The 20,148-nt window shown below is 70.8% G+C and carries 20 protein-coding genes; 16 read left to right on the top strand and 4 right to left on the bottom strand.

The features are described 5' to 3' along the window. The first annotated feature begins 107 nt into the window (after window positions 1-107). The 8 genes from ABT232_RS29665 (at window position 108) to ABT232_RS29630 (ending at window position 9,300) form a co-directional block, all read left to right on the top strand. Window positions 108-905 carry an enhanced serine sensitivity protein SseB C-terminal domain-containing protein gene (locus tag ABT232_RS29665; RefSeq protein ID WP_351845425.1) on the top strand — a complete coding sequence of 266 codons (798 nt, stop codon included), beginning with the start codon at window positions 108-110 and terminating at the stop codon, window positions 903-905. 327 nt (window positions 906-1,232) lie between these two features. Next, complete coding sequence (locus ABT232_RS29660; protein WP_351845423.1) at window positions 1,233-2,240, top strand: ABC transporter permease; 1,008 nt, start codon at window positions 1,233-1,235, stop codon at window positions 2,238-2,240. Window positions 2,241-2,310: 70 nt separating this feature from the next. After that, window positions 2,311-4,110 (top strand): ABC transporter substrate-binding protein, encoded by a 1,800-nt coding sequence (locus ABT232_RS29655; RefSeq protein WP_351845421.1) that lies wholly within the window; start codon window positions 2,311-2,313, stop codon window positions 4,108-4,110. Window positions 4,111-4,218: 108 nt separating this feature from the next. Continuing rightward, complete coding sequence (locus ABT232_RS29650) at window positions 4,219-5,217, top strand: ABC transporter permease (protein ID WP_351845419.1); 999 nt, start codon at window positions 4,219-4,221, stop codon at window positions 5,215-5,217. Continuing rightward, complete coding sequence (locus tag ABT232_RS29645) at window positions 5,214-6,308, top strand: ABC transporter ATP-binding protein (RefSeq protein ID WP_351845417.1); 1,095 nt, start codon at window positions 5,214-5,216, stop codon at window positions 6,306-6,308. The genes ABT232_RS29650 and ABT232_RS29645 overlap by 4 nt, the downstream gene beginning before the upstream one ends. 14 nt (window positions 6,309-6,322) lie before the next feature. Continuing rightward, a complete protein-coding gene (locus ABT232_RS29640; RefSeq protein WP_351845416.1) occupies window positions 6,323-7,684 on the top strand; it encodes an ABC transporter ATP-binding protein in 1,362 nt (453 codons plus the stop codon). Between the two features lie 64 nt (window positions 7,685-7,748). Then, the gene (locus ABT232_RS29635; RefSeq protein WP_351845415.1) at window positions 7,749-8,426 is read left to right on the top strand and encodes a trimeric intracellular cation channel family protein; all 678 of its coding nucleotides are present in this window, start codon (window positions 7,749-7,751) and stop codon (window positions 8,424-8,426) included. A gap of 25 nt (window positions 8,427-8,451) precedes the next feature. Next, window positions 8,452-9,300 (top strand): thioesterase family protein, encoded by an 849-nt coding sequence (locus ABT232_RS29630; protein WP_351845413.1) that lies wholly within the window; start codon window positions 8,452-8,454, stop codon window positions 9,298-9,300. Between the two features lie 304 nt (window positions 9,301-9,604). On the opposite strand, the gene ABT232_RS29625 is transcribed toward ABT232_RS29630, so the two are convergent. Next, entirely contained in the window at window positions 9,605-10,231 is a 627-nt protein-coding gene (locus tag ABT232_RS29625) for a TetR family transcriptional regulator (protein ID WP_351845411.1), read from the bottom strand. A 112-nt stretch (window positions 10,232-10,343) separates the two neighbouring features. Between ABT232_RS29625 and ABT232_RS29620 the strand changes: the two genes are divergently transcribed. The 3 genes from ABT232_RS29620 to ABT232_RS29610 are packed head-to-tail and all read left to right on the top strand — an operon-like array spanning window position 10,344 to window position 12,039. Continuing rightward, entirely contained in the window at window positions 10,344-10,511 is a 168-nt protein-coding gene (locus tag ABT232_RS29620; RefSeq protein WP_351845409.1) for a hypothetical protein, read from the top strand. A 44-nt stretch (window positions 10,512-10,555) separates the two neighbouring features. Then, window positions 10,556-10,822: a DUF4190 domain-containing protein gene (locus ABT232_RS29615; protein WP_351845407.1), complete on the top strand. Its 267-nt coding sequence runs from the start codon at window positions 10,556-10,558 to the stop codon at window positions 10,820-10,822. A gap of 53 nt (window positions 10,823-10,875) precedes the next feature. Next, window positions 10,876-12,039: a cysteine desulfurase family protein gene (locus ABT232_RS29610; RefSeq protein ID WP_351845405.1), complete on the top strand. Its 1,164-nt coding sequence runs from the start codon at window positions 10,876-10,878 to the stop codon at window positions 12,037-12,039. 332 nt (window positions 12,040-12,371) lie between these two features. Here ABT232_RS29610 and ABT232_RS29605 read toward each other — a convergent pair whose 3' ends face one another. Next, the gene (locus ABT232_RS29605; RefSeq protein WP_351845403.1) at window positions 12,372-13,037 is read right to left on the bottom strand and encodes an N-acetylmuramoyl-L-alanine amidase; all 666 of its coding nucleotides are present in this window, start codon (window positions 13,035-13,037) and stop codon (window positions 12,372-12,374) included. A 60-nt stretch (window positions 13,038-13,097) separates the two neighbouring features. On the opposite strand from ABT232_RS29605, the gene mnmA reads away from it, so the two are divergent. Continuing rightward, window positions 13,098-14,228: a tRNA 2-thiouridine(34) synthase MnmA gene (gene mnmA / locus ABT232_RS29600; protein ID WP_351845401.1), complete on the top strand. Its 1,131-nt coding sequence runs from the start codon at window positions 13,098-13,100 to the stop codon at window positions 14,226-14,228. Window positions 14,229-14,334: 106 nt separating this feature from the next. Here the strand turns inward: mnmA and ABT232_RS29595 are convergent, their stop codons facing one another. Further along, window positions 14,335-15,120 (bottom strand): alpha/beta fold hydrolase, encoded by a 786-nt coding sequence (locus ABT232_RS29595; RefSeq protein ID WP_351845479.1) that lies wholly within the window; start codon window positions 15,118-15,120, stop codon window positions 14,335-14,337. Window positions 15,121-15,157: 37 nt separating this feature from the next. Beyond that, entirely contained in the window at window positions 15,158-15,481 is a 324-nt protein-coding gene (locus ABT232_RS29590) for a DUF427 domain-containing protein (protein WP_351845399.1), read from the bottom strand. Between the two features lie 51 nt (window positions 15,482-15,532). Here ABT232_RS29590 and ABT232_RS29585 point away from each other — a divergent pair, with 51 nt between their 5' ends. From ABT232_RS29585 to ligA, 4 genes are read left to right on the top strand one after another with little or no spacing between them, the layout of a single operon-like run. Then, on the top strand, window positions 15,533-16,072 hold the full coding sequence (locus ABT232_RS29585; RefSeq protein ID WP_351845397.1) for an LOG family protein: 540 nt from the start codon (window positions 15,533-15,535) through the stop codon (window positions 16,070-16,072). A 27-nt stretch (window positions 16,073-16,099) separates the two neighbouring features. Continuing rightward, entirely contained in the window at window positions 16,100-16,789 is a 690-nt protein-coding gene (locus ABT232_RS29580; RefSeq protein WP_351845395.1) for an SDR family oxidoreductase, read from the top strand. Window positions 16,790-16,837: 48 nt separating this feature from the next. Then, window positions 16,838-17,845 (top strand): methionine synthase, encoded by a 1,008-nt coding sequence (locus tag ABT232_RS29575; RefSeq protein ID WP_351845393.1) that lies wholly within the window; start codon window positions 16,838-16,840, stop codon window positions 17,843-17,845. Between the two features lie 15 nt (window positions 17,846-17,860). After that, window positions 17,861-20,053, top strand: a complete 2,193-nt coding sequence (ligA, locus tag ABT232_RS29570; protein WP_351845391.1) for an NAD-dependent DNA ligase LigA — start codon at window positions 17,861-17,863, stop codon at window positions 20,051-20,053. Window positions 20,054-20,148: the final 95 nt, after the last annotated feature.

The raw sequence follows: 20,148 nt of genomic DNA, 5'->3' as shown, positions 1-20,148 counted from the left end.
AGCACCCGCGGCCCGTACCCCGACACGACACAACCCCGGAGTCAGCAGGCACCCTTAAGCTAGGGTCACGGCTCGAATCAGGGTGTTGTACGAAGGGGCGGTAAACAGTGAGCGCGAGCGGCACCGCCGCGGCCGGCCAGGTCGAGCACATGCTGCGCCAGGTCACCCCCGGACGCTACGACGCCTACGAGGCACTGCTGCGCGCCCTCGCCACCCCGTCCTCCGGCCAGGTCTGGATGCTGCTGTGGCACGGCCAGGCCGGCAGCCCCGACGCGCAGTACGGGAACATGGAGGTCGACGGCCACGGCTACGCCCCCTGTGTCACCTCCGCCCAGGAGCTCTCCGCCAGCGGCTGGAACCGCTCGTACGAGGTCGTCGACGGCGTCGACGTGGCCCGCACCCTCTACCCGGACCACTACGGCCTCTGGCTGAACCCGCACGCCCCCGGCGGAGGCGTCGGCGTCCCCTGGCCCGACCTGCGGCGGATCGCCACCGGCCTGGACCGCCAGCCCGCCGGCCCGCTCCGGCTCGCCGAGCCGACCATCGAGATCCCCGCGTTCTACGCCCTGCTCACCCAGAACGCCCACCGCACCCCGGCCGTCCGCTCGTTGCGCCGCGCCTGGGTGCAGCCCGCGCTGGGCGCGCCGTACCTCGCCATCGGGCTGGACGTGTACGACACCTCCCCGGCGACCGTGGACTCGGTGCGCGCGATGATGCAGCAGTCCATCGGCGCCGTACCGGACGGGCTGCCGGTGTCGACGGTGGCGATGTCCGACGCCTACGACCCGGTCGCGATGTGGCTGCGCGCCCACGCCCGCCCGTTCTACGACCGCGAGGCGCACGCCGCGCCGGCCCCGTCCCCCGCGTCGGGCTACGGCTACCCGCCGGTGCCGGGCCGGTACTGACCGGGCGTCCGGACCGTGGTCAGCTCCGGACCGACGGCGCCTCTGCGCGCGTAGAAGTGGGGTGGAAGCAACCACCCTGTCCCAGTTGCCCCAACTCGTCCGTGTCCGGGTCCCGTTACGTGCTGTTCGGATAACGGAACACCCCAGACAGCATCACGGTTACGCATCCATTCACCGTCAAGTCTGGCAACAGATCGCCAAAGCGTTGAAGACTCCCCAGCCAGGGGGGTTCGCCCGGGTGTTCGCCCCCGTGTACGACGGACTGATCACGCCGCTACAGCGGCAAGTGCGGGCCGGCTACCGCCGGTTGAGAGGGGTCCCTGCCAGATGACGGCACCATTGCACGAGCCGACCGCGGAAGCGGCTCCGAGTGCGGCCGAGGAAGCGGCGTCGGTCAGCGGCGGCGCGAAGGCCGTACAGGGGCGCTCCCTGGGGCGGATCGCCTGGGAGCGGCTCAAGCGCGACAAACTGGCCCTGGCGGGCGGCATCGTGGTGCTCTTCCTGATCCTGGTCGCGGTTCTCGCGCCGGCGATCACCGGTCTGGTCGGGCAGGATCCCGAGGCCCACCACGAGGACCTCATCGACCCGCTGTTCGGCACGCCGATCGGATCCCTCGGCGGGATCAGCGGCGAGCACTGGCTGGGCATCGAGCCGGTCAACGGCCGCGACATCTTCGCCCGCATCGTCTACGGCGCCCGGATCTCGCTGCTCGTCGGCTTCCTGTCGGCGATCGTCGCCGTCGTCCTCGGCACCGTGCTGGGCATCCTCGCCGGCTTCTTCGGCGGCTGGGTCGACACCGTCATCAGCCGGGTGATGGACGGTCTGCTCGCCTTCCCGCAGCTGCTGTTCATCATCGCGCTGGTCTCCGTCATGCCGAACGAGATGCTGGGGCTGACCGGCACCGGCGTCCGGCTGTTCGTGATGATCCTGGTCATCGGCTTCTTCGGCTGGCCCTACATCGGACGTGTGGTGCGCGGCCAGACGCTCTCGCTGCGTGAGCGCGAGTACGTCGAGGCGGCCCGCTCGCTGGGCGCCGGGCGGTTCTACATCCTGTTCAAGGAACTGCTGCCCAACCTGGTCGCGCCGATCATCGTGTACACGACGATGATGATCCCCACCAACATCCTCACCGAGGCGGCACTCAGCTTCCTGGGCGTGGGCGTCAAGCCGCCCACGGCCTCCTGGGGGCAGATGCTTTCGAGCGCGCTCGACTACTACGAATCGGATCCCATGTACATGGTGATCCCGGGCGTGGCGATCTTCATCACCGTTCTTGCCTTCAACCTCTTCGGCGACGGCGTGCGTGACGCGCTGGACCCGAAGGGCTCCCGCTGAACTGCCGTACCGCAAGCGACCCGTGGCGCAACGCACGGGGTCTCTCATCAAATCCGGAGGATCCGAGATCGTGACTACCCAACGCACCTCAGGGCGGCGCAAGCAGGCCATGGCCGCTGCCGCCGTGGTCGCGGCGCTGCTGACCACGGCGGCGTGCGGCGGCGACGGCGGGGGCAACGGCGACAAGGGCTCGAAGAACGGCGCGGCCGGCTTCGACGCCGCGAACAACAAGGTCGCCCAGGCCTCCGCCGCCAAGAAGGGCGGCACGCTGAAGTTCGCCAGCGCCCAGGACGCCGACTCGTGGGACACCACGCGCGGCTACTACGGCTTCATGTGGAACTTCTCGCGCTACTACAGCCGTCAGCTCGTCACGAACAAGACGGAGCCGGGCAAGGCGGGCGCCGAGCTCACGCCGGACCTCGCCACCGGTCTCGCCAAGGTCTCGGACGACGGCAAGACCTACACGTACACCCTGCGTGACGGCGTCACCTGGGAGGACGGCAAGCCGATCACGTCCAAGGACGTCAAGTACGGCATCGAGCGCGTCTGGGCGCAGGACGTGCTGTCCGGCGGTCCGACGTACCTGAAGGAGGTGCTCGACCCCAAGGGCGAGTACCAGGGTCCGTACAAGGACAAGTCGGCGGACAAGCTCGGCCTGAAGGCGATCGAGACGCCGGACGACAAGACCGTCGTCTTCAAGCTCCCGAAGGCCAACTCGGACTTCGAGGAGATGCTGGCGCTGATCTCCGCCTCCCCGGTCCGCCAGGACAAGGACACCAAGTCCAAGTACGCCCTGCACCCGTTCTCCTCGGGCCCGTACAAGTTCGAGTCCTACAACCCGGGCAAGGACCTCACGCTGGTCCGCAACACCGAGTGGAAGCAGGCCTCGGACCCGATCCGCAAGGCGTACCCGGACAAGATCACGATCAAGTTCTTCTCCAACGCCAACGACCTGGACGCCCGCCTGATCGCCGGCGACTACGACCTGGACCTCGCCCAGACCAGCCTCTCCCCGCAGGGCCGTTCCACCGCCCTGAAGGAGCACAAGGCCAACCTGGACAACCCGGTCTCCGGCTACATCCGTTACGCGGCCCTCGCGCAGAACGTGAAGCCGTTCGACAACATCCACTGCCGCAAGGCGGTGCTCTACGGGGCCGACCACGTGTCCCTGCAGACCGCGCGCGGCGGCCCCGTCGCCGGCGGTGACATCGGCACCAACATGCTCCCGCCCGGCATCCCCGGCGGTGAGGGCCAGAAGTACGACCCGTACGAGATGGCCGGTGCCAACAAGAGCGGCAACGTCGCCAAGGCCAAGGAAGAGCTGAAGGCCTGCGGCAAGCCGAACGGCTTCAAGACCACCATCGCGGTCCGCAACAACAAGCCGGTCGAGGTCGCCACCGCCGAGTCGCTCCAGGCGTCGCTGAAGAAGGTCGGCATCGACGTCGAGATCGACCAGTACGACGGTGCGCAGAACTCCAGCGTCGTCGGCAGCCCTTCGAACGTGAAGAAGAAGGGCTACGGCATCATCATCATGGGCTGGGGCGCGGACTTCCCGTCCGTCCAGGGCTTCGGTCTGCCGCTGTGGCACAGCAAGTACATCCTCGAGAGCGCCAACAACAACTACGCGCTGATCAAGGACAAGGCCATCGACGGTCTGTTCGACGACTACGTCAACACGCTGGACGACGCCGAGAAGGTCCAGATCGCCACGGAGATCAACCACAAGGTGATGGACGGCGCCTACTACCTGCCGTTCGTCTTCGAGCGGTTCCTGAACTGGCGCTCGGACCGACTGGCGAACGTGTACACCACCGACGCGTACAGCGGTCAGTACGACTTCGTCAACCTCGGCCTGAAGAACACGAAGTAACCGGCACACCCGCCGTACGGCACGAAAGGCAGGTGAAGGCCGGCGCGGCGTGACCGCGGGCCGCCGGAAGACCTCCGGCGGCCCGCGGAGCGCGGCGGGCCGTTAGCTGTGCTCGCTTACCTCATCAGGCGGTTGTTCGCCGCCGCAGTGATGCTCGTCGTCATCGTCATGGTGGTCTTCAGCATCTTCTTCCTCATCCCCAAGTGGGCCGGCGTCGATGTCGCCCTGAGCTTCGTGGGCAAGCAGGCCGACCCCGCCGCCGTCGAGGCCGTGCGGACGAAGCTGGGCCTGGGGGAGCCCATCTACGTTCAGGTGTGGGAGTTCTTCAAGGGCATCTTCACGGGCCGCACCTACGCGGCCGGCGGCGATGTCACGCACTGCTCCGCGCCGTGCTTCGGCTACTCCTTCCGTACCGAGCAGGCCGTCTGGCCGGTGCTGACCGACCGTCTCCCGGTGACCCTGGGACTGGCGCTCGGTGCCGCCGTGCTGTGGCTGCTCCTGGGTGTCTCGGCCGGTGTGCTCTCCGCCCTCAAGCGGGGCAGCCTCTGGGACCGCGGCGCGATGATCGTCGCCCTGAGCGGCGTCTCGCTGCCCATCTACTTCACCGCGATGCTCGCCCTGGCGATCTTCGACTACGGGCTCGGCTGGCTCCAGGGTGAGTTCGTCCCCCTGTCGGACAGCTTCGGCGGCTGGTTCCAGAGCATGCTGCTGCCCTGGGTGACCCTGGCCTTCCTGTACGCGGCGATGTACGCCCGGATCACCCGCGCCACGATGCTGGAGATCATGGGCGAGGACTACATCCGCACCGCCCGTGCCAAGGGTCTGACCGAGAAGGTCGTCATCGGCAAGCACGCCATGCGCTCCACGATGACGCCCATCCTGACCATGCTCGGCATGGACCTCGGCGCCCTCATCGGCGGCGCGATCCTGACCGAGACGGCGTTCAGCCTGCCCGGCCTCGGCCAGGCGGTGCTCAACGGCATCAAGACCCAGGACCTGCCCGTCATCCTGGGTGTCACCCTGATCACCTCCGTCGCGGTGCTCATCGCCAACCTCGTGGTGGACGTCCTGTACGCCGTGATCGACCCCCGAGTGAGGCTCGCATGACCGAACTCAGCAAGACCGGCGCTGCCGTGGGCGAGCCCACCACCTCCGGCGCTCCGTCAGCCTTCCTCGAAGTGCGCGACCTGAAGGTGCACTTCCCGACCGACGACGGCCTGGTCAAGTCCGTCGACGGGCTCAGCTTCCAGCTGGAGAAGGGCAAGACCCTCGGCATCGTGGGCGAGTCCGGCTCCGGCAAGTCGGTGACCTCGCTCGGCATCATGGGCCTGCACACGGCCGGCCAGTACGGCAAGCGCAAGGCGCAGATCTCCGGCGAGATCTGGCTGAACGGCACCGAGCTGCTGTCCGCGCCGGAGGACCAGGTCCGCAGGATGCGCGGCCGCGAGATGGCGATGATCTTCCAGGATCCGCTGTCCGCGCTGCACCCGTACTACACGATCGGCCAGCAGATCGTGGAGGCGTACCGGATCCACCACGACGTCGACAAGAAGACCGCGAAGAAGCGCGCGGTCGAGATGCTCGACCGGGTGGGCATCCCGCAGCCCGACAAGCGCGTCGACAGCTACCCGCACGAGTTCTCCGGCGGTATGCGCCAGCGCGCGATGATCGCGATGTCGCTGGTGAACAACCCCGAACTGCTCATCGCGGACGAGCCGACCACCGCCCTGGACGTCACCGTCCAGGCGCAGATCCTGGACCTGATCCGGGACCTGCAGACGGAGTTCGGCTCGGCGGTCATCATCATCACCCACGACCTGGGCGTCGTCGCCGAGCTCGCCGACGACCTGCTGGTGATGTACGGCGGCCGGTGCGTCGAGCGCGGTCCCGCCGAGAAGGTGTTCTACGAGCCCCGCCACCCCTACACCTGGGGTCTGCTCGGCTCGATGCCGCGCCTGGACCGCGACCAGCAGGAGCGGCTGATCCCGGTCAAGGGCTCCCCGCCCTCCCTCATCAACGTCCCGTCCGGCTGCGCCTTCAACCCGCGCTGCCCGTACGCGGACCTGCCGAAGGACAACGTCACCCGCACGGTCCGCCCGGAGCTGACCGAGGTCGGCAGCCGGCACTGGGCCGCCTGCCACATGACGCAGGAGCAGCGGGAGCGTATCTGGACCGAAGAGATTGCGCCGAAGCTGTGAGTGACGAGAAAGCAGTGACGATCCCTGCGCAGAGCAGGTCCGAGGGGCGCGCCGACGGCGAGGTGCTGCTGAAGGTCACCGGCCTCCAGAAGCACTTCCCGATCAAGAAGGGCCTGCTCAAGCGGCAGGTCGGCGCGGTGCACGCGGTCGACGGCATCGACTTCGAGGTGCGCGCCGGCGAGACCCTGGGCGTCGTGGGCGAGTCCGGCTGCGGCAAGTCGACGATGGGCCGGCTGATCACCCGGCTGCTGGAGCCGACCGGCGGCACGGTGGAGTTCGAGGGCAAGGACATCACGCACCTCGGGGTGGCGGGCATGCGTCCGCTGCGCCGCGATGTGCAGATGATCTTCCAGGACCCGTACTCGTCGCTGAACCCGCGCCACACCATCGGCACCATCATCGGCGCTCCATTCCGGCTCCAGGGCGTCGAGCCCGAGGGCGGCATCAAGAAGGAAGTGCAGCGGCTGCTGTCGGTCGTGGGTCTCAACCCCGAGCACTACAACCGCTACCCGCACGAGTTCTCCGGCGGTCAGCGCCAGCGCATCGGCATCGCCCGCGCGCTCGCGCTCAACCCGAAGCTGGTCGTGGCCGACGAGCCGGTGTCCGCGCTGGACGTGTCGATCCAGGCGCAGGTGGTGAACCTGCTGGACGACCTCCAGGAGGAGCTCGGCCTGACGTACGTGATCATCGCGCACGACCTCTCGGTCGTCCGGCACGTCTCGGACCGGATCGCGGTGATGTACCTAGGCAAGATCGTGGAGCTGGCCGACCGTGACCTGCTCTACAAGACGCCGATGCACCCGTACACCAAGGCGCTGATGTCCGCGGTGCCGATCCCGGACCCGAGCCGGAAGAACGCCAAGAGCGAGCGCATCCTGCTCAAGGGCGACGTGCCGTCGCCGATCTCGCCGCCGAGCGGCTGCCGGTTCCACACCCGGTGCTGGAAGGCGACGCAGATCTGCAAGACGACCGAGCCGCCGCTGCTGGAGCTGCGCCCCGGCCAGCGGGTCGCCTGCCACCACCCGGAGAACTTCGAGGACCAGGCCCCGCAGGACACCGTCCTGCTGTCCGCCGCGAAGGAAGCCGGGGAACTGGTGCCGGACGCGGTGCTGGAGGAGTCGGCGGAGACGTCGGCGGCGGTGAAGAAGGCCGTCGAGGAGACCTCGGCGGAGGAGGCCCCGGTCGAGGAATCCGCCGCGGCGGAAGCCCCGGTCGAGGAAGCGCCGGTCGAGGTGACTCCGGCCGAGGAAGCGCCCGCCGCCGAGGCGCCTGTCGAGAAGGCGTCTGTCGAGACGGGGCCCGCCGACGAGGCGCCTGTCGAGAAGGCGCCCGTCGACAAGGCCTCCACCGAGAAGGCCTCCGGCGAAGAGAAGTGAACGACCGAGGGGGGTGCACCTGGCACATGCAGGTGCACCCCCCTCGGCACGTCAGAATGTTCGGGTGCTCCAGCAACTGTTCACCCCGTCCGTCCAGCACACGCTCGACCTCATCGGCATCTTCGTCTTCGCGATCTCCGGCGCCCTGCTGGCCGTCCGCAAGAATTTCGACGTCTTCGGCATCGCCGTCCTCGCCGAGGTCACCGCGCTGGGCGGCGGTCTCTTCCGTGACCTGGTCATCGGCGCCGTACCGCCGGCCGCCTTCACGGATCTGGGGTACTTCCTCACCCCGCTGCTCGCCGCGCTCCTGGTCTTCTTCCTCCATCCCGAGGTGGAGCGCATCCAGCTGGGCGTGAACGTCTTCGACGCCGCCGGACTCGGTCTGTTCTGCGTCTCCGGCACGATCAAGGCGTACGAGTACGGGCTGGGGCTGACCGCCTCGGCGGCGCTCGGCCTCGCCACGGCGGTCGGCGGCGGTGTGCTGCGCGACGTCCTCGCCAACGAGGTGCCGTCGCTGCTGCGCTGGGACCGGGATCTGTACGCGGTGCCCGCGATGGTCGGTGCCGCGATGGTGGTGCTGTGCATCCGGTTCGACGCGCTGACCACGGTCACCTCCGCGGTCGCCGTCGTCACCGCCTTCGTGCTGCGGCTGCTGGCCATGCACTTCCACTGGCGGGCGCCGCGCGCGTGGAACCGGCGGTCGACGGTACGGGAGGACGACCCCGCAAAAGCTACCGCTTAGTAGTTTGTTGTTGTACCGTACCGCCATGGCTCAGGCATCCCAGGCGACCATCGGCGACAGCGAGTTCGACCGCGACACCGCGGTCACCCGCCGCGCGGAGGGCGTGTACGACATCGACCTCTCCGCCGGCTGGACCATCATCAGCGCCGTCAACGGCGGCTATCTCCTCGCCGTCCTCGGCCGGGCCCTCGCCGACGCCCTGCCCCACGCGGACCCCTTCACCATCTCCGCGCACTACCTGACCGCCTCCCAGCCCGGCCCCGCGGTCGTCCGTACGGAGGTCGTGCGCACCGGCCGCACCCTCTCCACCGGCCAGGCCTGCCTGCTCCAGTACGACGAGCAGGGCAACGAGGTCGAGCGGATCCGTGTCCTCGCCTCCTACGGCGACCTCGACACCCTCCCCGACGACGTGCGCACCACCGCGCGGCCGCCCGCGATCCCGCCGATCGAGCAGTGCTTCGGCCCCGAGGACGGTCCCGCCCCGGTCCCCGGCAGCTCCGCCATCACCGACCGGCTGATGCTCAAGCTGGACCCGTCCACCCTCGGCTGGGCGCTGGGCGCGCCCTCCGGCAAGGGGGAGATGCGGGCCTGGTTCGGGCTCAAGGACGGCCGCGACGCCGACCCCTTCTCGTTGCTGCTCGCGGTGGACGCGCTGCCGCCCACCGCGTTCGAGCTCGGCATCTCCGGCTGGGTGCCCACCGTCGAGCTCACCGTGCACATCCGCTGCCGTCCGGCTCCCGGCCCGCTGCGCGTCGCGATCACCACCCGCAACCTCGCGGGCGGCTTCCTGGAGGAGGACGCCGAGGTCTGGGACAGCGCGGACCGTCTGGTCGCCCAGTCCCGCCAGCTCGCCCGGGTGCGACTGGCCGGCTGACCCGCCGGCCCGCCCACCGGACTCCCGGCCGGACTCCTGGCCGGACTCCGGCCGGACGATGCACAGGCTGCCGACAGTGCGGCCCCAAGGAAGCCCTAAACGAGCGGCGCGCCGTCAGGGGTTCCGTCGGGGGAGCCGTCGGGGATGCCCTCAGGTGTTCCCTCGGGCGCTCCTTCCGGTGCCCCCTCGGGCGCGCCCTCCGGTAGGCCCGGCGGTCCCGGCGGCGGTCAGGGTGCCGGTGGCTGCGGTGCTCCGGGCGGGGGCCAGGCGGCCCAGGGCTGACCCCGCCGCGCCCGTACGGGCGTCAGTCGCGCCAGTGGGCGCGGCCGATGGTGATCAGCCGCAGCCGGCGGGTGGCCACCTCGGCGACGCGGCGGCGCTCTTCCTCGGAGGCCTCCAGGGTCTCCAGGAAGAGCGAGGCGGTGATCAGCATCTGGTCGACGTAGAGACCGGCGAGCATCAGCAGGTCGTCGTCGTTCCAGCCCTCGGCCTCGCGGTCCTCGGCCAGCTCGGCCTTCACCTCCTCGGCGAACCGGGCCAGCTGCTCCCGGATGGCCTCGCGCACCGGCTGGACCCCGCCGTGCCGTTCCCGGGCGATGAAGCGGACATGGGCGGGGTACTCGTCCACATGACGGGCGATCAACTCGACGGCGCGCGCGATGCGTTCGTCGTGGTCGTCCACCGCGGACACCGTCGTCCGGATCATCGGGTGCAGGCTGCCCAGCGCCTCCTCGACCAGGGCCACGCCGAGATCCGCCGTGGAGCGGAAGTGCCGGTAGAAGGCGGTCGGGGCGACACCGACGGCCCGGGTGACCTCGCGCAGACCCAGACTGCTCAGGCTCTGCTCCTCCAGCAGCCGCAACGCCGCGTCCAGGAGCGCCTGCCGGGTCTTCTGCTTCTGGGCCTGCCGGATGCCGAGGGTGTGACTCATGCCATGCAGTTAACAACTGTTCTCTGTCATTGGAAAGGCATACGACGAGTTAGACTGGGAAGTCAGTGAACAAGTGTAACCACAACCGTTCACCGAAGAGGGGGTTCCTCCGATGCTGTTCCTGGTCGCCGCCCTGCTTCTGCTGGGTGTGGTCATGGGCACCGTGGCCCACGCGCCGCTCACCTTCTCCGTCGTGGCCGCGGCGCTGATCGCCGCCTGGCTCGCGGTGTTCGCCGTGCGCGAGCGGCACGCCCGCCGGCGCCGCACGCCGAGCCACTGACCGTCGCAACACGCCGACCCACCGACCGTCGGGAGCTGACCGACATGCATCTCACCGCACCGGCCACCCGCCGCACCGGCATCCGCGACACCGACGGCATGGCCGTCGCGTCCTTCGTCCTCGGCCTGCTGGGCCTGCTCGTCCTCAACGTCTTCCTCGGCCCCGTCGCCATCACGCTGGCGGCCGTCGCGCTGTGGCGCGGCACCCGCCGTCGCGGCCGCGCCTGGCTCGGGCTGGCGCTGGGCGTCGCCGACCTCCTGGTGCTGGTGGCGTTCATGCACGCGGACAACACGATCTCGTGGAGCTTCTGAGTCACCCCGTCCGCTGAGGTGCCCCGGGGCCGGGCCGTAGAATCGGCGTCACCATGGCATACCTCGACCACGCCGCGACCACCCCGATGCTCCCGGAGGCGGCGGAGGCGCTCACCGCCCACCTCGGCATCACGGGCAACGCCTCCTCCCTGCACGCCTCCGGCCGGCAGGCCCGGCGCGCCGTCGAGGAAGCCCGCGAGACCCTCGCGGAAGCCCTGGGCGCCCGTCCCAGCGAGGTCGTCTTCACCTCCGGCGGCACCGAGGCCGACAATCTCGCCGTGAAGGGCCTGTACTGGTCCCGGCGGGACGCCGACCCGGCCCGCACCCGCGTCCTGGCCAGCCCCGTCGAGCACCACGCGGTCCTGGACGCGGTGCACTGGCTCGGCGAGCACGAGGGCGCCACCGTCGAGTACCTGCCGGTCGACGCCCATGGCCGCGTCCACCCGGACGCGCTGCGCGAGGCGATCGCCCGCGACCCCGACGACGTCGCCCTCGCCACCGTGATGTGGGCGAACAACGAGATCGGGACCGTCATGCCGGTCCGCGAACTCGCCGACGCCGCCGCCGAGTTCGGCGTCCCGCTGCACGCCGACGCGGTCCAGGCGGTCGGCCAGCTGCCGGTCGACTTCGCCGCCTCCGGCCTCGCCGCGATGACCGTCTCCGGACACAAGATCGGCGGCCCGTACGGGATCGGCGCGCTGCTGCTCGGCCGGGAGTACACCCCGGTTCCGGTGCTGCACGGCGGCGGTCAGGAGCGTCACGTCCGCTCCGGCACCCTCGACGTGCCCGCGATCGCCTCCTTCGCGGTCGCCGGCCGGCACGCCGCCGAACACCGCGAGCGTTTCGCCCACGAGATCGGCGCCCTGCGCGACGACCTGGTCGCCGCGGTCCGTACGGCCGTACCGGACGCGATCCTCGGCGGTGACCCCGTCGACCGGCTCCCGGCCAACGCGCACTTCACCTTCCCCGGCTGCGAGGGCGACTCGCTGCTGCTGCTCCTGGACGCCCAGGGCATCGAGTGCTCCACCGGCTCCGCCTGCACCGCGGGCGTCGCCCAGCCCAGCCATGTGCTGCTGGCCACCGGCACCGATCCCGACCTGGCCCGCGGCACCCTGCGCTTCTCCCTCGGTCACACGTCCACGGCGGCGGACGTCGAGGCGGTCGCCGAGGCGATCGGTCCGGCGGTGGAGCGGGCGCGCGCGGCGGGGCTGACCTAGCCGACGCGGAACCCGGGGCGTGCGGGGCGGGCGCGGAGTCCGGTGCGCACGGGGCGCGCGCGGAATCCGGGGCGTGCGGGCGCGCGAAACGACCTATGAGACGGGTTCCCTTCGCCGGTATGGCCCGGATCAGGTGGTTAGGGGTCGCCTTCCGGTCCGGTACTGCGACCTTCCGGCCTCTCAGCGCGACCGTAGATGTCGGCCTCAGCGGATACCTGAGTGTCACGCAAAAGTCGGCTACTCCGGTCGAGCTCCCTCACTCATCCCATAGGTCTACTTGAAGGATAGAACGCCTGGACGGGAATGGAAGAGGGTAAACCGGAAATTTTTCCCTATGTGGTCGCCGCCGACCTCGCCTGCCGCACCAGCCTCAGATACCGGTTCCAGTCCCAGTGCGGCCCCGGGTCGGTGTGGTCCGTGCCCGGCACCTCCACATGCCCCACGAGGTGCTCACGGTCGACCGGTATGTCGTACCGCCGGCAGATCCCCGCCGTCAGCCGCGCCGACGCCGCGTACATCGCGTCGGTGAAGTCCTGCGGCCGGTCGACGAAACCGGCGTGCTCGATGCCGATGCTGCGCTCGTTGTAGCCGCGGTTGCCCGCGTGGTAGGCCACGTCCAGCTCGCGGATCATCTGCGCCACCCGGCCGTCCTGGCCCACGATGTAGTGCGACGCGGCGCCGTGCCCCGGGTCCTGGAAGACCCTCACCGCGCTGTCGAAGCTGCCCTGGGTGACATGGACGACCACCCGGTCTATCGCGTAGTCGTCCGGCCGGTCCGCCCAGCGGAAGTTGGCCGAGGAGGCCGCCACCCACCGCGCGCCCCGGTAGTCGACCGCGCCCTCGACCCGCGGCTTCTCCACCCCCGGCACCCGCCACCACAGCCGCGCCAGCTCGTCGCCCGCCAGCACGGCACCGGTGCCCAGCACGGCCGCCGCGCCGCCGACGATCAGCGAGCGCCGCCCGAGCCGCCGCTGCGCGCCGTCCTTCGTCTGCTCCATGTGAGCCAGAACGGATACTCGCGGGCTCCGGTTCCCGCGCCCCCGTACCCTGGAGGGGTTATGACTGACACCTCGCAGCGCTCCCGCCCGCTCCGCGTCCTCGCCGCCATGTCCGGCGGTGTCGACTCCGCCGTCGCCGCCGCCCGCGCCGCCGAGGCGGGCCATGACGTGACCGGCGTCCACCTCGCGCTCTCCGCGAACCCGCAATCCTTCCGTACGGGCGCGCGGGGCTGTTGCACCATCGAGGACTCCCGGGACGCCCGCCGCGCGGCCGACGTCATCGGCATCCCGTTCTACGTCTGGGACCTCGCCGACCGCTTCCGCGAGGACGTCGTCGAGGACTTCGTCGCCGAGTACGAGGCGGGCCGCACCCCCAACCCGTGCCTGCGCTGCAACGAGAAGATCAAGTTCGCCGCGCTGCTGGACAAGGCGCTCGCCCTCGGCTTCGACGCGGTCTGCACCGGCCACTACGCCAAGGTGATCGTCCGCGAGGACGGCACCCGCGAACTGCACCGCGCCTCCGACATGGCCAAGGACCAGTCGTACGTCCTCGGCGTCCTGGACGACCGGCAGCTCGCCCACGCGCTCTTCCCGCTCGGTGACACCGTCACCACCAAGGACGAGATCCGCGCGGAGGCCGAGCGCCGCGGCCTCGCCGTCGCCAAGAAGCCCGACTCGCACGACATCTGCTTCATCGCCGACGGCGACACCCAGGGCTTCCTGGCGAAGAGGCTCGGCAAGGCCGAGGGCGACATCGTCGACGAGACCGGCACCAAGCTCGGCACCCACGAGGGCGCCTACGGCTTCACCATCGGCCAGCGCAAGGGCCTGCGGATCGGCACCCCGGCCGCCGACGGCAAGCCGCGCTACGTCCTCGACATCTCGCCGGTGAACAACACGGTCACCGTGGGTCCCGCGGAGGCCCTGGACGTCACCGCCCTCACCGCGATCAAGCCCCGCTGGTGCGGCACCGCCCCCTCGGGCCCCGGCACCTACACCGCCCAGCTCCGCGCCCACGGCGGCGAGACGGAGGTGACGGCGGAGCTGATCGACGGCTCCCTGGAGGTCACATTCACCGAGCCGGTCCGCGGTGTCGCCCCCGGCCAGGCGATCGTCCTCTACGACGGCACCCGCGTGGTCGGCTCGGCGACGATCGCGACCACGGTGCGGGCGACCGCGGGCGTGGCCTGAGCCGAGGGCCGTTCCGGCCGAACGGCAGGGCGCCGGTGCCTCGGCGGAGGCCCGGCGCCACGCGGTCGGTCCGCCCACGGCAGGCCGCCGCGGCGCGGACGCCGGCTCAGCCGCCGGTGAAGAAATCCGCCAGCACCGGCGCGAGCACGGCCGGGTCCACCATGTGGGTCTGGCCCTCCAGCGTGCGGTACGTGCCGTCGGGCACCGCCTCCGCGACCGCCCGGACCGCCTCGCGCAGCCACCCGGGGCTCTGCGCGCCGGCCACGGCCAGCACCGGCACGGACACCTCGCGCAGCCGCTCGCGCGGCAGCAGCCCGTCGCCCATCACCGCGTCGTCATGGGCGAGGCTCGGCGCGATCGCCTCCATCTCGGCCCACATCGGGGACTGCCGGGCGCCCGCGATCATCTGCGGCTCCATGCCGGTCAGCCGCAGGAACAGCTCCACGGCGTCCCCGCGGCGCCCCTCGGCCAGCGCCCGCGTCAGGTTCTCGGTGTACGCGGCCCGCTCCTCCGCCCCGGACGGCGCGAAATCGGCGAACGGCGGCTCGTAGACCGCGGCCTGACGGACCGGCAGTCCGCTCGCCGCCGCCTCCAGGGCCAGCGCGCCGCCCGACGACACGCCGTACAGCGCCGCCTCGCCGCCCACCGCCTCGATCAGCGCCGCCAGGTCCTCGACCTCGCGGGCCACCGCGTAGGGCGCGGTGTCGCCGCTGGCGCCGCGGCCCCTGCGGTCGTACACCACGACGTCGCACCGGTCCCTCAGGGCCGCGGCCAGCGGCGCCACTGTGGCACCCGTCGACATCGCTCCGCTGATCAGGACGACCGCGGGGCCCTCACCGGTGCGCTGGTACGCGAGCTGTGTGCCGTCGCGCGAGATGGTCTCCATGTCCATGCCCCCGGAGACTGCCACGGGATGCCGGACTCATCGGTCACAACACTTCGACGTCGTAGAAACAGAGGTGGTCCTTGATCTCGGCGACGTCCGGCTTCGGATCCGGATACGCCCACACGAGATCGGCCGCGTCCGGCAGCGACCAGTAGGACGCGGTGCCCTTGAACGGGCAGTGGGTGTGGGTGTCGGACGGGGTCAGGAGGTCGAGCCGGACGTCCTCGGCGGGCAGGTAGTAGCGCACGGGGCAGCCGGTCTCGCGCAGCACCAGGGGCCGGTCGCTCTCGGCCAGCACCCGGCCGCCGTGCACCACCCGCACCCGCTGCGTGCCCCGCTCGATGGTGATCGTGTGTCCATGGGCCATACCGGGACAGCGCGCGCGGAGCGGCGGTTGTTCCCGCGTACGGTGGACGCCATGAACATCTGCGTCTTCCTCTCCGCCGCCGACCTCGACGACCGCTACACACGCCCCGCGCGGGAGTTCGCCGAACTCCTCGGCAAGGGCGGCCACGCGCTCGTCTGGGGCGGCTCCGACGTCGGCCTGATGAAGGTCGTCGCGGACGGCGTCGAGGAGGCGGGCGGCCGGCTCGTCGGCGTCTCCGTGGACTTCCTGGCCGCCAAGGCGCGCCCCGGCGCCGACGAGATGGTGATCGCGCGGGACCTCGCCGAGCGCAAGCGGCTGCTGCTGGAGAAGTCCGACGCCGTGGTGATCATGGTGGGCGGCACCGGGACGCTGGACGAGGCCACCGAGATCCTGGAGCTGAAGAAGCACGGGAAGACCGAGAAGCCGGTCGTGCTGCTGAACACCGCGGGCTTCTACGACGGCCTCAAGGAGCAGTTCCGGCGCATGGAGGACGAGGGCTTCCTGCCCCGGCCCCTGACCGACCTCGTGTTCTTCGCCGAGGAGCCGGTGGGGGCGCTGGCCTACCTGGAGGAGAGCCAGGGCGTTGCCTGACCGCGCGGTGATGCGAGCATGGCGGGCATGGCTACCCATGTGATCACCGGAGCGGGCTCCGGCATCGGCGCGGCCGTCGCCCGCCGCCTGCACGCGCGCGGGGACGACCTCGTGCTGCACGCGCGCGACGCCGGCCGCGCGAAGGAACTGGCCGCCGAGTTCCCCGGCGCGCGGACCCTCGTCGGCGACCTCTCCGACCCGGACAAGCTGAGCTGGGCCTTCTCCCACCAGGCGCTCCCCGACCGGGTGGACTCGCTGCTGCACGTCGCGGGCGTGGTGGAGCTGGGCCGGGTCGGCGACCTGACCCCCAAGGCGTGGCGCCACCAGCTCAACGTCAACCTGATCGCGCCCGCCGAACTGACCCGCCACTTCCTGCCGCAGCTGCGCGCCGCCCGCGGCCATGTGCTCTTCGTGAACTCCGGAGCCGGCCTGAACGCCCACGCCGACTGGTCCGCGTACGCCGCCTCCAAGCACGGTCTGAAGGCCCTCGCCGACTCCCTGCGCCATGAGGAGCACGCGAACGGCGTCCGGGTCACCTCCGTCTACCCGGGGCGCACGGCGAGCCCCATGCAGGCCAAGGTGCACCAGCAGGAGGGCAAGGAGTACGACCCCGCGCGGTGGATCGACCCCGAGTCGGTCGCCACGACCGTCCTCATGGCCCTGGACCTGCCGCGGGACGCCGAGGTCAACGATCTGACGGTCCGTCCGGGACGCTGAGGGACCGGCTGTCGCGGAGCGCCCGGGAGCGTTACGTAGGCTTCCCGGGTGAGCGAAAACAGCCAGGCCGCCTTCGGTTCCGCCACCGGTGTGGGTTCCCTGCCCGGAGGGGACGCCCTGGAGGCCGCCAAGACCGTCACCGGGTCCTTCGAGGACTTCCCCTTCCTGGCCGAGCTGCCCGCGCGCGGCCCCGGCGCGGACATGATCGGCCGCACCGCCGGGATGCTCGTCGAGCTGTACGCGCGCGTGGAGCCCAGCGGCTGGCGGATCGGCGACCGGCCGGGACGGGACACCAAACGGGCCCGCTCCTGGCTCGGCCAGGACCTGGACGCCCTGGAGGAGTTCACCCAGGGCTACGAAGGACCGCTGAAGGTGCAGGCCGTCGGCCCCTGGACGCTCGCCGCCGCACTGGAGCTGCGGAACGGCGAGGCCGCCCTCTCCGACCCTGGCGCCTGCCGCGACCTCGCCGCCTCGCTCGCCGAGGGCCTGCGCCTCCACCTCGACGAGGTGCGCCGCCGCGTCCCCGGCGCCCGCCTCGTGCTCCAGCTCGACGAGCCGTCCCTCACGGCCGTGCTGCGCGGCCAGGTGAAGAGCGCCAGCGGCTACCGCACCCACCGCGCCGTCGACCGGCAGCTCGTCGAGGCGACCCTGCGCGACGTCGCCGGCGCGCACGGCGGCGGCCCGGTCGTCGTCCACTCCTGCGCCCCGGACGTCCCGTTCGCGCTGCTGCGCCGGGCCGGGGTGGCGGGCATCTCCTTCGACTTCTCGTTGCTCACCGAACGTGACGACGAGGCGATCGGTGAGGCCGTGGAGAGCGGCACCCGGCTGTTCGCCGGTGTCGTGCCGAGCACGGACGGCCGATTGTCGGACCCTGCCGGTAGCGTCATGGGTGTCAGGACGCTGTGGCGCAGGCTGGGGCTGTCTCCGGCGCTTCTCGCGGAGGCGGTCACGGTCACGCCGACGTGCGGACTCGCGGGGGCCTCCCCGGACTACGCGCGCCGGGCCCTCGCCCACTGCGTCCGGGCGGCGAGATCCCTCGCGGACAACCCTGAGTAACGGGAGGACAACACGGTGGCCGGCGACAAGCAAGCGGAGACGACGGTGCCCGCCGAGGCACGCGACCAGCACGCGCAGCTCGCTGAGCAGATCGAGGAGCACCGCTTCCGGTACTACGTGAAGGACGCTCCCGTCATCAGCGACGCGGAGTTCGACCGGCTGCTGCGCACCCTGGAAGGGCTGGAGGAGCGGTATCCGGAGCTGCGCACCCCGGACTCCCCGACCCAGAAGGTGGCGGGGGCCTACGAGACGGAGTTCACCTCCGTCGAGCACCGGCAGCGCATGCTGTCGCTCGACAACGCCTTCGACGACCTGGAGCTGGCCGCCTGGGCCGAGCGCGTCCACAAGGACGTCGGCAGCTCCCCGCACCACTTCCTGTGCGAGCTGAAGGTCGACGGCCTGGCCGTCAACCTCACCTACGAGCACGGCCGCCTCACCCGCGCGGCCACCCGCGGCGACGGCCGCACCGGCGAGGACATCACGCCCAACGTGCGGACCATCGCGGAGATCCCGGACCGCCTCACCGGCGACCGCGTCCCGGACCTGGTGGAGATCCGCGGCGAGGTCTACTTCCCGATGGAGAAGTTCGAGGAGCTGAACGCCCGGCTGACCGCGGCCGGCGACAAGCCCTTCGCCAACCCCCGCAACGCCGCCGCCGGTTCGCTGCGCCAGAAGGACCCCCGCGTCACCGCCACCCGCCCGCTGCACATGGTCGTGCACGGCATCGGCGCGCTGGAGGGCTTCAGCGGCCTGACCCGCCTCTCCGAGGCCTACGAGCTGCTGCGGACCTGGGGCCTGCCCACCTCCCGGCACAACAAGGTGGTCGACGGCCTCGACGGCGTACGGGAGTTCATCGCGTACTACGGCGAGAACCGCCACTCCGTGGAGCACGAGATCGACGGCGTCGTCGTCAAGCTCGACGAGATCCCGCTCCAGGGCCGGCTCGGCTCCACCTCCCGTGCGCCCCGCTGGGCGATCGCGTACAAGTACGCGCCGGAGGAGGTCAACACCAAGCTCGTCAACATCCGGGTCGGCGTCGGCCGCACCGGCCGGGTCACGCCGTACGCCCAGGTGGAGCCGGTCACCGTCGCGGGCTCGGAGGTCGAGTTCGCCACCCTGCACAACCAGGACGTGGTCAAGGCCAAGGGCGTCCTCATCGGGGACACCGTGGTGCTGCGCAAGGCCGGTGACGTGATCCCGGAGATCCTCGGACCGGTCGTCGACCTCAGGGACGGCAGCGAGCGCGAGTTCGTGATGCCGGCCGAGTGCCCGGAGTGCGGGACACCGCTCCGGCCCATGAAGGAGGGCGACGTCGACCTGCGCTGCCCGAACTCCCGGACCTGCCCGGCCCAGTTGCGTGAGCGGCTGTTCTATCTGGCGGGGCGCAAGGCGCTGGACATCGAGCACTTCGGCTACGTCGCCGCGGCCGCCCTCACCAAGCCGCTGGAGCCCGCCGAGCCGCCGCTGAGGGACGAGGGCGACCTGTTCGACCTGACCGTCGAGCAACTGCTGCCCATCAAGGCGTACGTCCTCGACCAGGACAGCGGTCTGCCCAAGCGGGACCCGAGGACCGGCGAGGAGAAGATCGTCACGATCTTCGCCAACCAGCAGGGCGAGCCGCGGAAGAACGCGGTGGCGATGCTGGAGAACATCGCGGCCGCCAAGCAGCGTCCGCTGGCCCGGATCCTGACGGGCCTGTCGATCCGGCACGTCGGCCCGGTCGCCGCCGAGGCGCTGGCCCGGGAGTTCCGGTCCATCGAGCGCATCGAACAGGCGACCGAAGCGGAGCTGACGGCGGTCGACGGTGTCGGCGCGATCGTAGCCAAGGCCCTCAAGGAGTGGTTCGCCGAGGAGTGGCACCAGGAGATCATCCGCAAGTGGCGGGCGGCCGGCGTCCGGATGGAGGACGAGCGCTCCGGCGAGGACGAGGGTCCGCGCCCCCTGGAGGGCCTCACCGTGGTCGTCACCGGCACCCTGGAGCACTTCACCCGGGACGGCGCCAAGGACGCCCTGCAGAACCAGGGCGCGAAGGTGACCGGTTCGGTCTCCAAGAAGACGTCATTCGTCGTTGTGGGTGACAACCCGGGATCGAAATACGACAAGGCCATGCAGCTCAAGGTGCCCGTCCTGAACGAGGACGGCTTCAACGTCCTGCTGGAGCAAGGGCCTGAGGCGGCGTCGGAGGCAGCGCTTCCGACCGAGGAGTAGCGGTTGAAGGCCACCCGATCGGCGCATATCAGATGCATAAGGGCGGCCGGGGCGCATTCGGGCAACCGTCGACGACCGCTGCCCGTGGAAGCCTT

The organism is Streptomyces sp. NPDC001532 (genome assembly GCF_040298625.1).
In the GTDB taxonomy this organism is placed as follows: domain Bacteria; phylum Actinomycetota; class Actinomycetes; order Streptomycetales; family Streptomycetaceae; genus Streptomyces.
Note: the sequence above shows the minus strand (reverse complement) of the source record. Positions and strands in the feature narration are given on the sequence as shown.

Excerpts from the sequence above, each read along its gene's own strand:
- ABT232_RS29660 (WP_351845423.1), top strand. The coding sequence starts at position 1,233 with ATGACGGCACCATTGCACGAGCCGACCGCGGAAGCGGCTCCGAGTGCG.
- ABT232_RS29645 (WP_351845417.1), top strand. The coding sequence starts at position 5,214 with ATGACCGAACTCAGCAAGACCGGCGCTGCCGTGGGCGAGCCCACCACC.
- ABT232_RS29630 (WP_351845413.1), top strand. The coding sequence starts at position 8,452 with ATGGCTCAGGCATCCCAGGCGACCATCGGCGACAGCGAGTTCGACCGC.
- ABT232_RS29625 (WP_351845411.1), bottom strand. The coding sequence starts at position 10,231 with ATGAGTCACACCCTCGGCATCCGGCAGGCCCAGAAGCAGAAGACCCGG.
- ABT232_RS29620 (WP_351845409.1), top strand. The coding sequence starts at position 10,344 with ATGCTGTTCCTGGTCGCCGCCCTGCTTCTGCTGGGTGTGGTCATGGGC.
- ABT232_RS29615 (WP_351845407.1), top strand. The coding sequence starts at position 10,556 with ATGCATCTCACCGCACCGGCCACCCGCCGCACCGGCATCCGCGACACC.
- ABT232_RS29610 (WP_351845405.1), top strand. The coding sequence starts at position 10,876 with ATGGCATACCTCGACCACGCCGCGACCACCCCGATGCTCCCGGAGGCG.
- ABT232_RS29605 (WP_351845403.1), bottom strand. The coding sequence starts at position 13,037 with ATGGAGCAGACGAAGGACGGCGCGCAGCGGCGGCTCGGGCGGCGCTCG.
- mnmA (WP_351845401.1), top strand. The coding sequence starts at position 13,098 with ATGACTGACACCTCGCAGCGCTCCCGCCCGCTCCGCGTCCTCGCCGCC.
- ABT232_RS29595 (WP_351845479.1), bottom strand. The coding sequence starts at position 15,120 with ATGGACATGGAGACCATCTCGCGCGACGGCACACAGCTCGCGTACCAG.
- ABT232_RS29590 (WP_351845399.1), bottom strand. The coding sequence starts at position 15,481 with ATGGCCCATGGACACACGATCACCATCGAGCGGGGCACGCAGCGGGTG.
- ABT232_RS29585 (WP_351845397.1), top strand. The coding sequence starts at position 15,533 with ATGAACATCTGCGTCTTCCTCTCCGCCGCCGACCTCGACGACCGCTAC.
- ABT232_RS29580 (WP_351845395.1), top strand. The coding sequence starts at position 16,100 with ATGGCTACCCATGTGATCACCGGAGCGGGCTCCGGCATCGGCGCGGCC.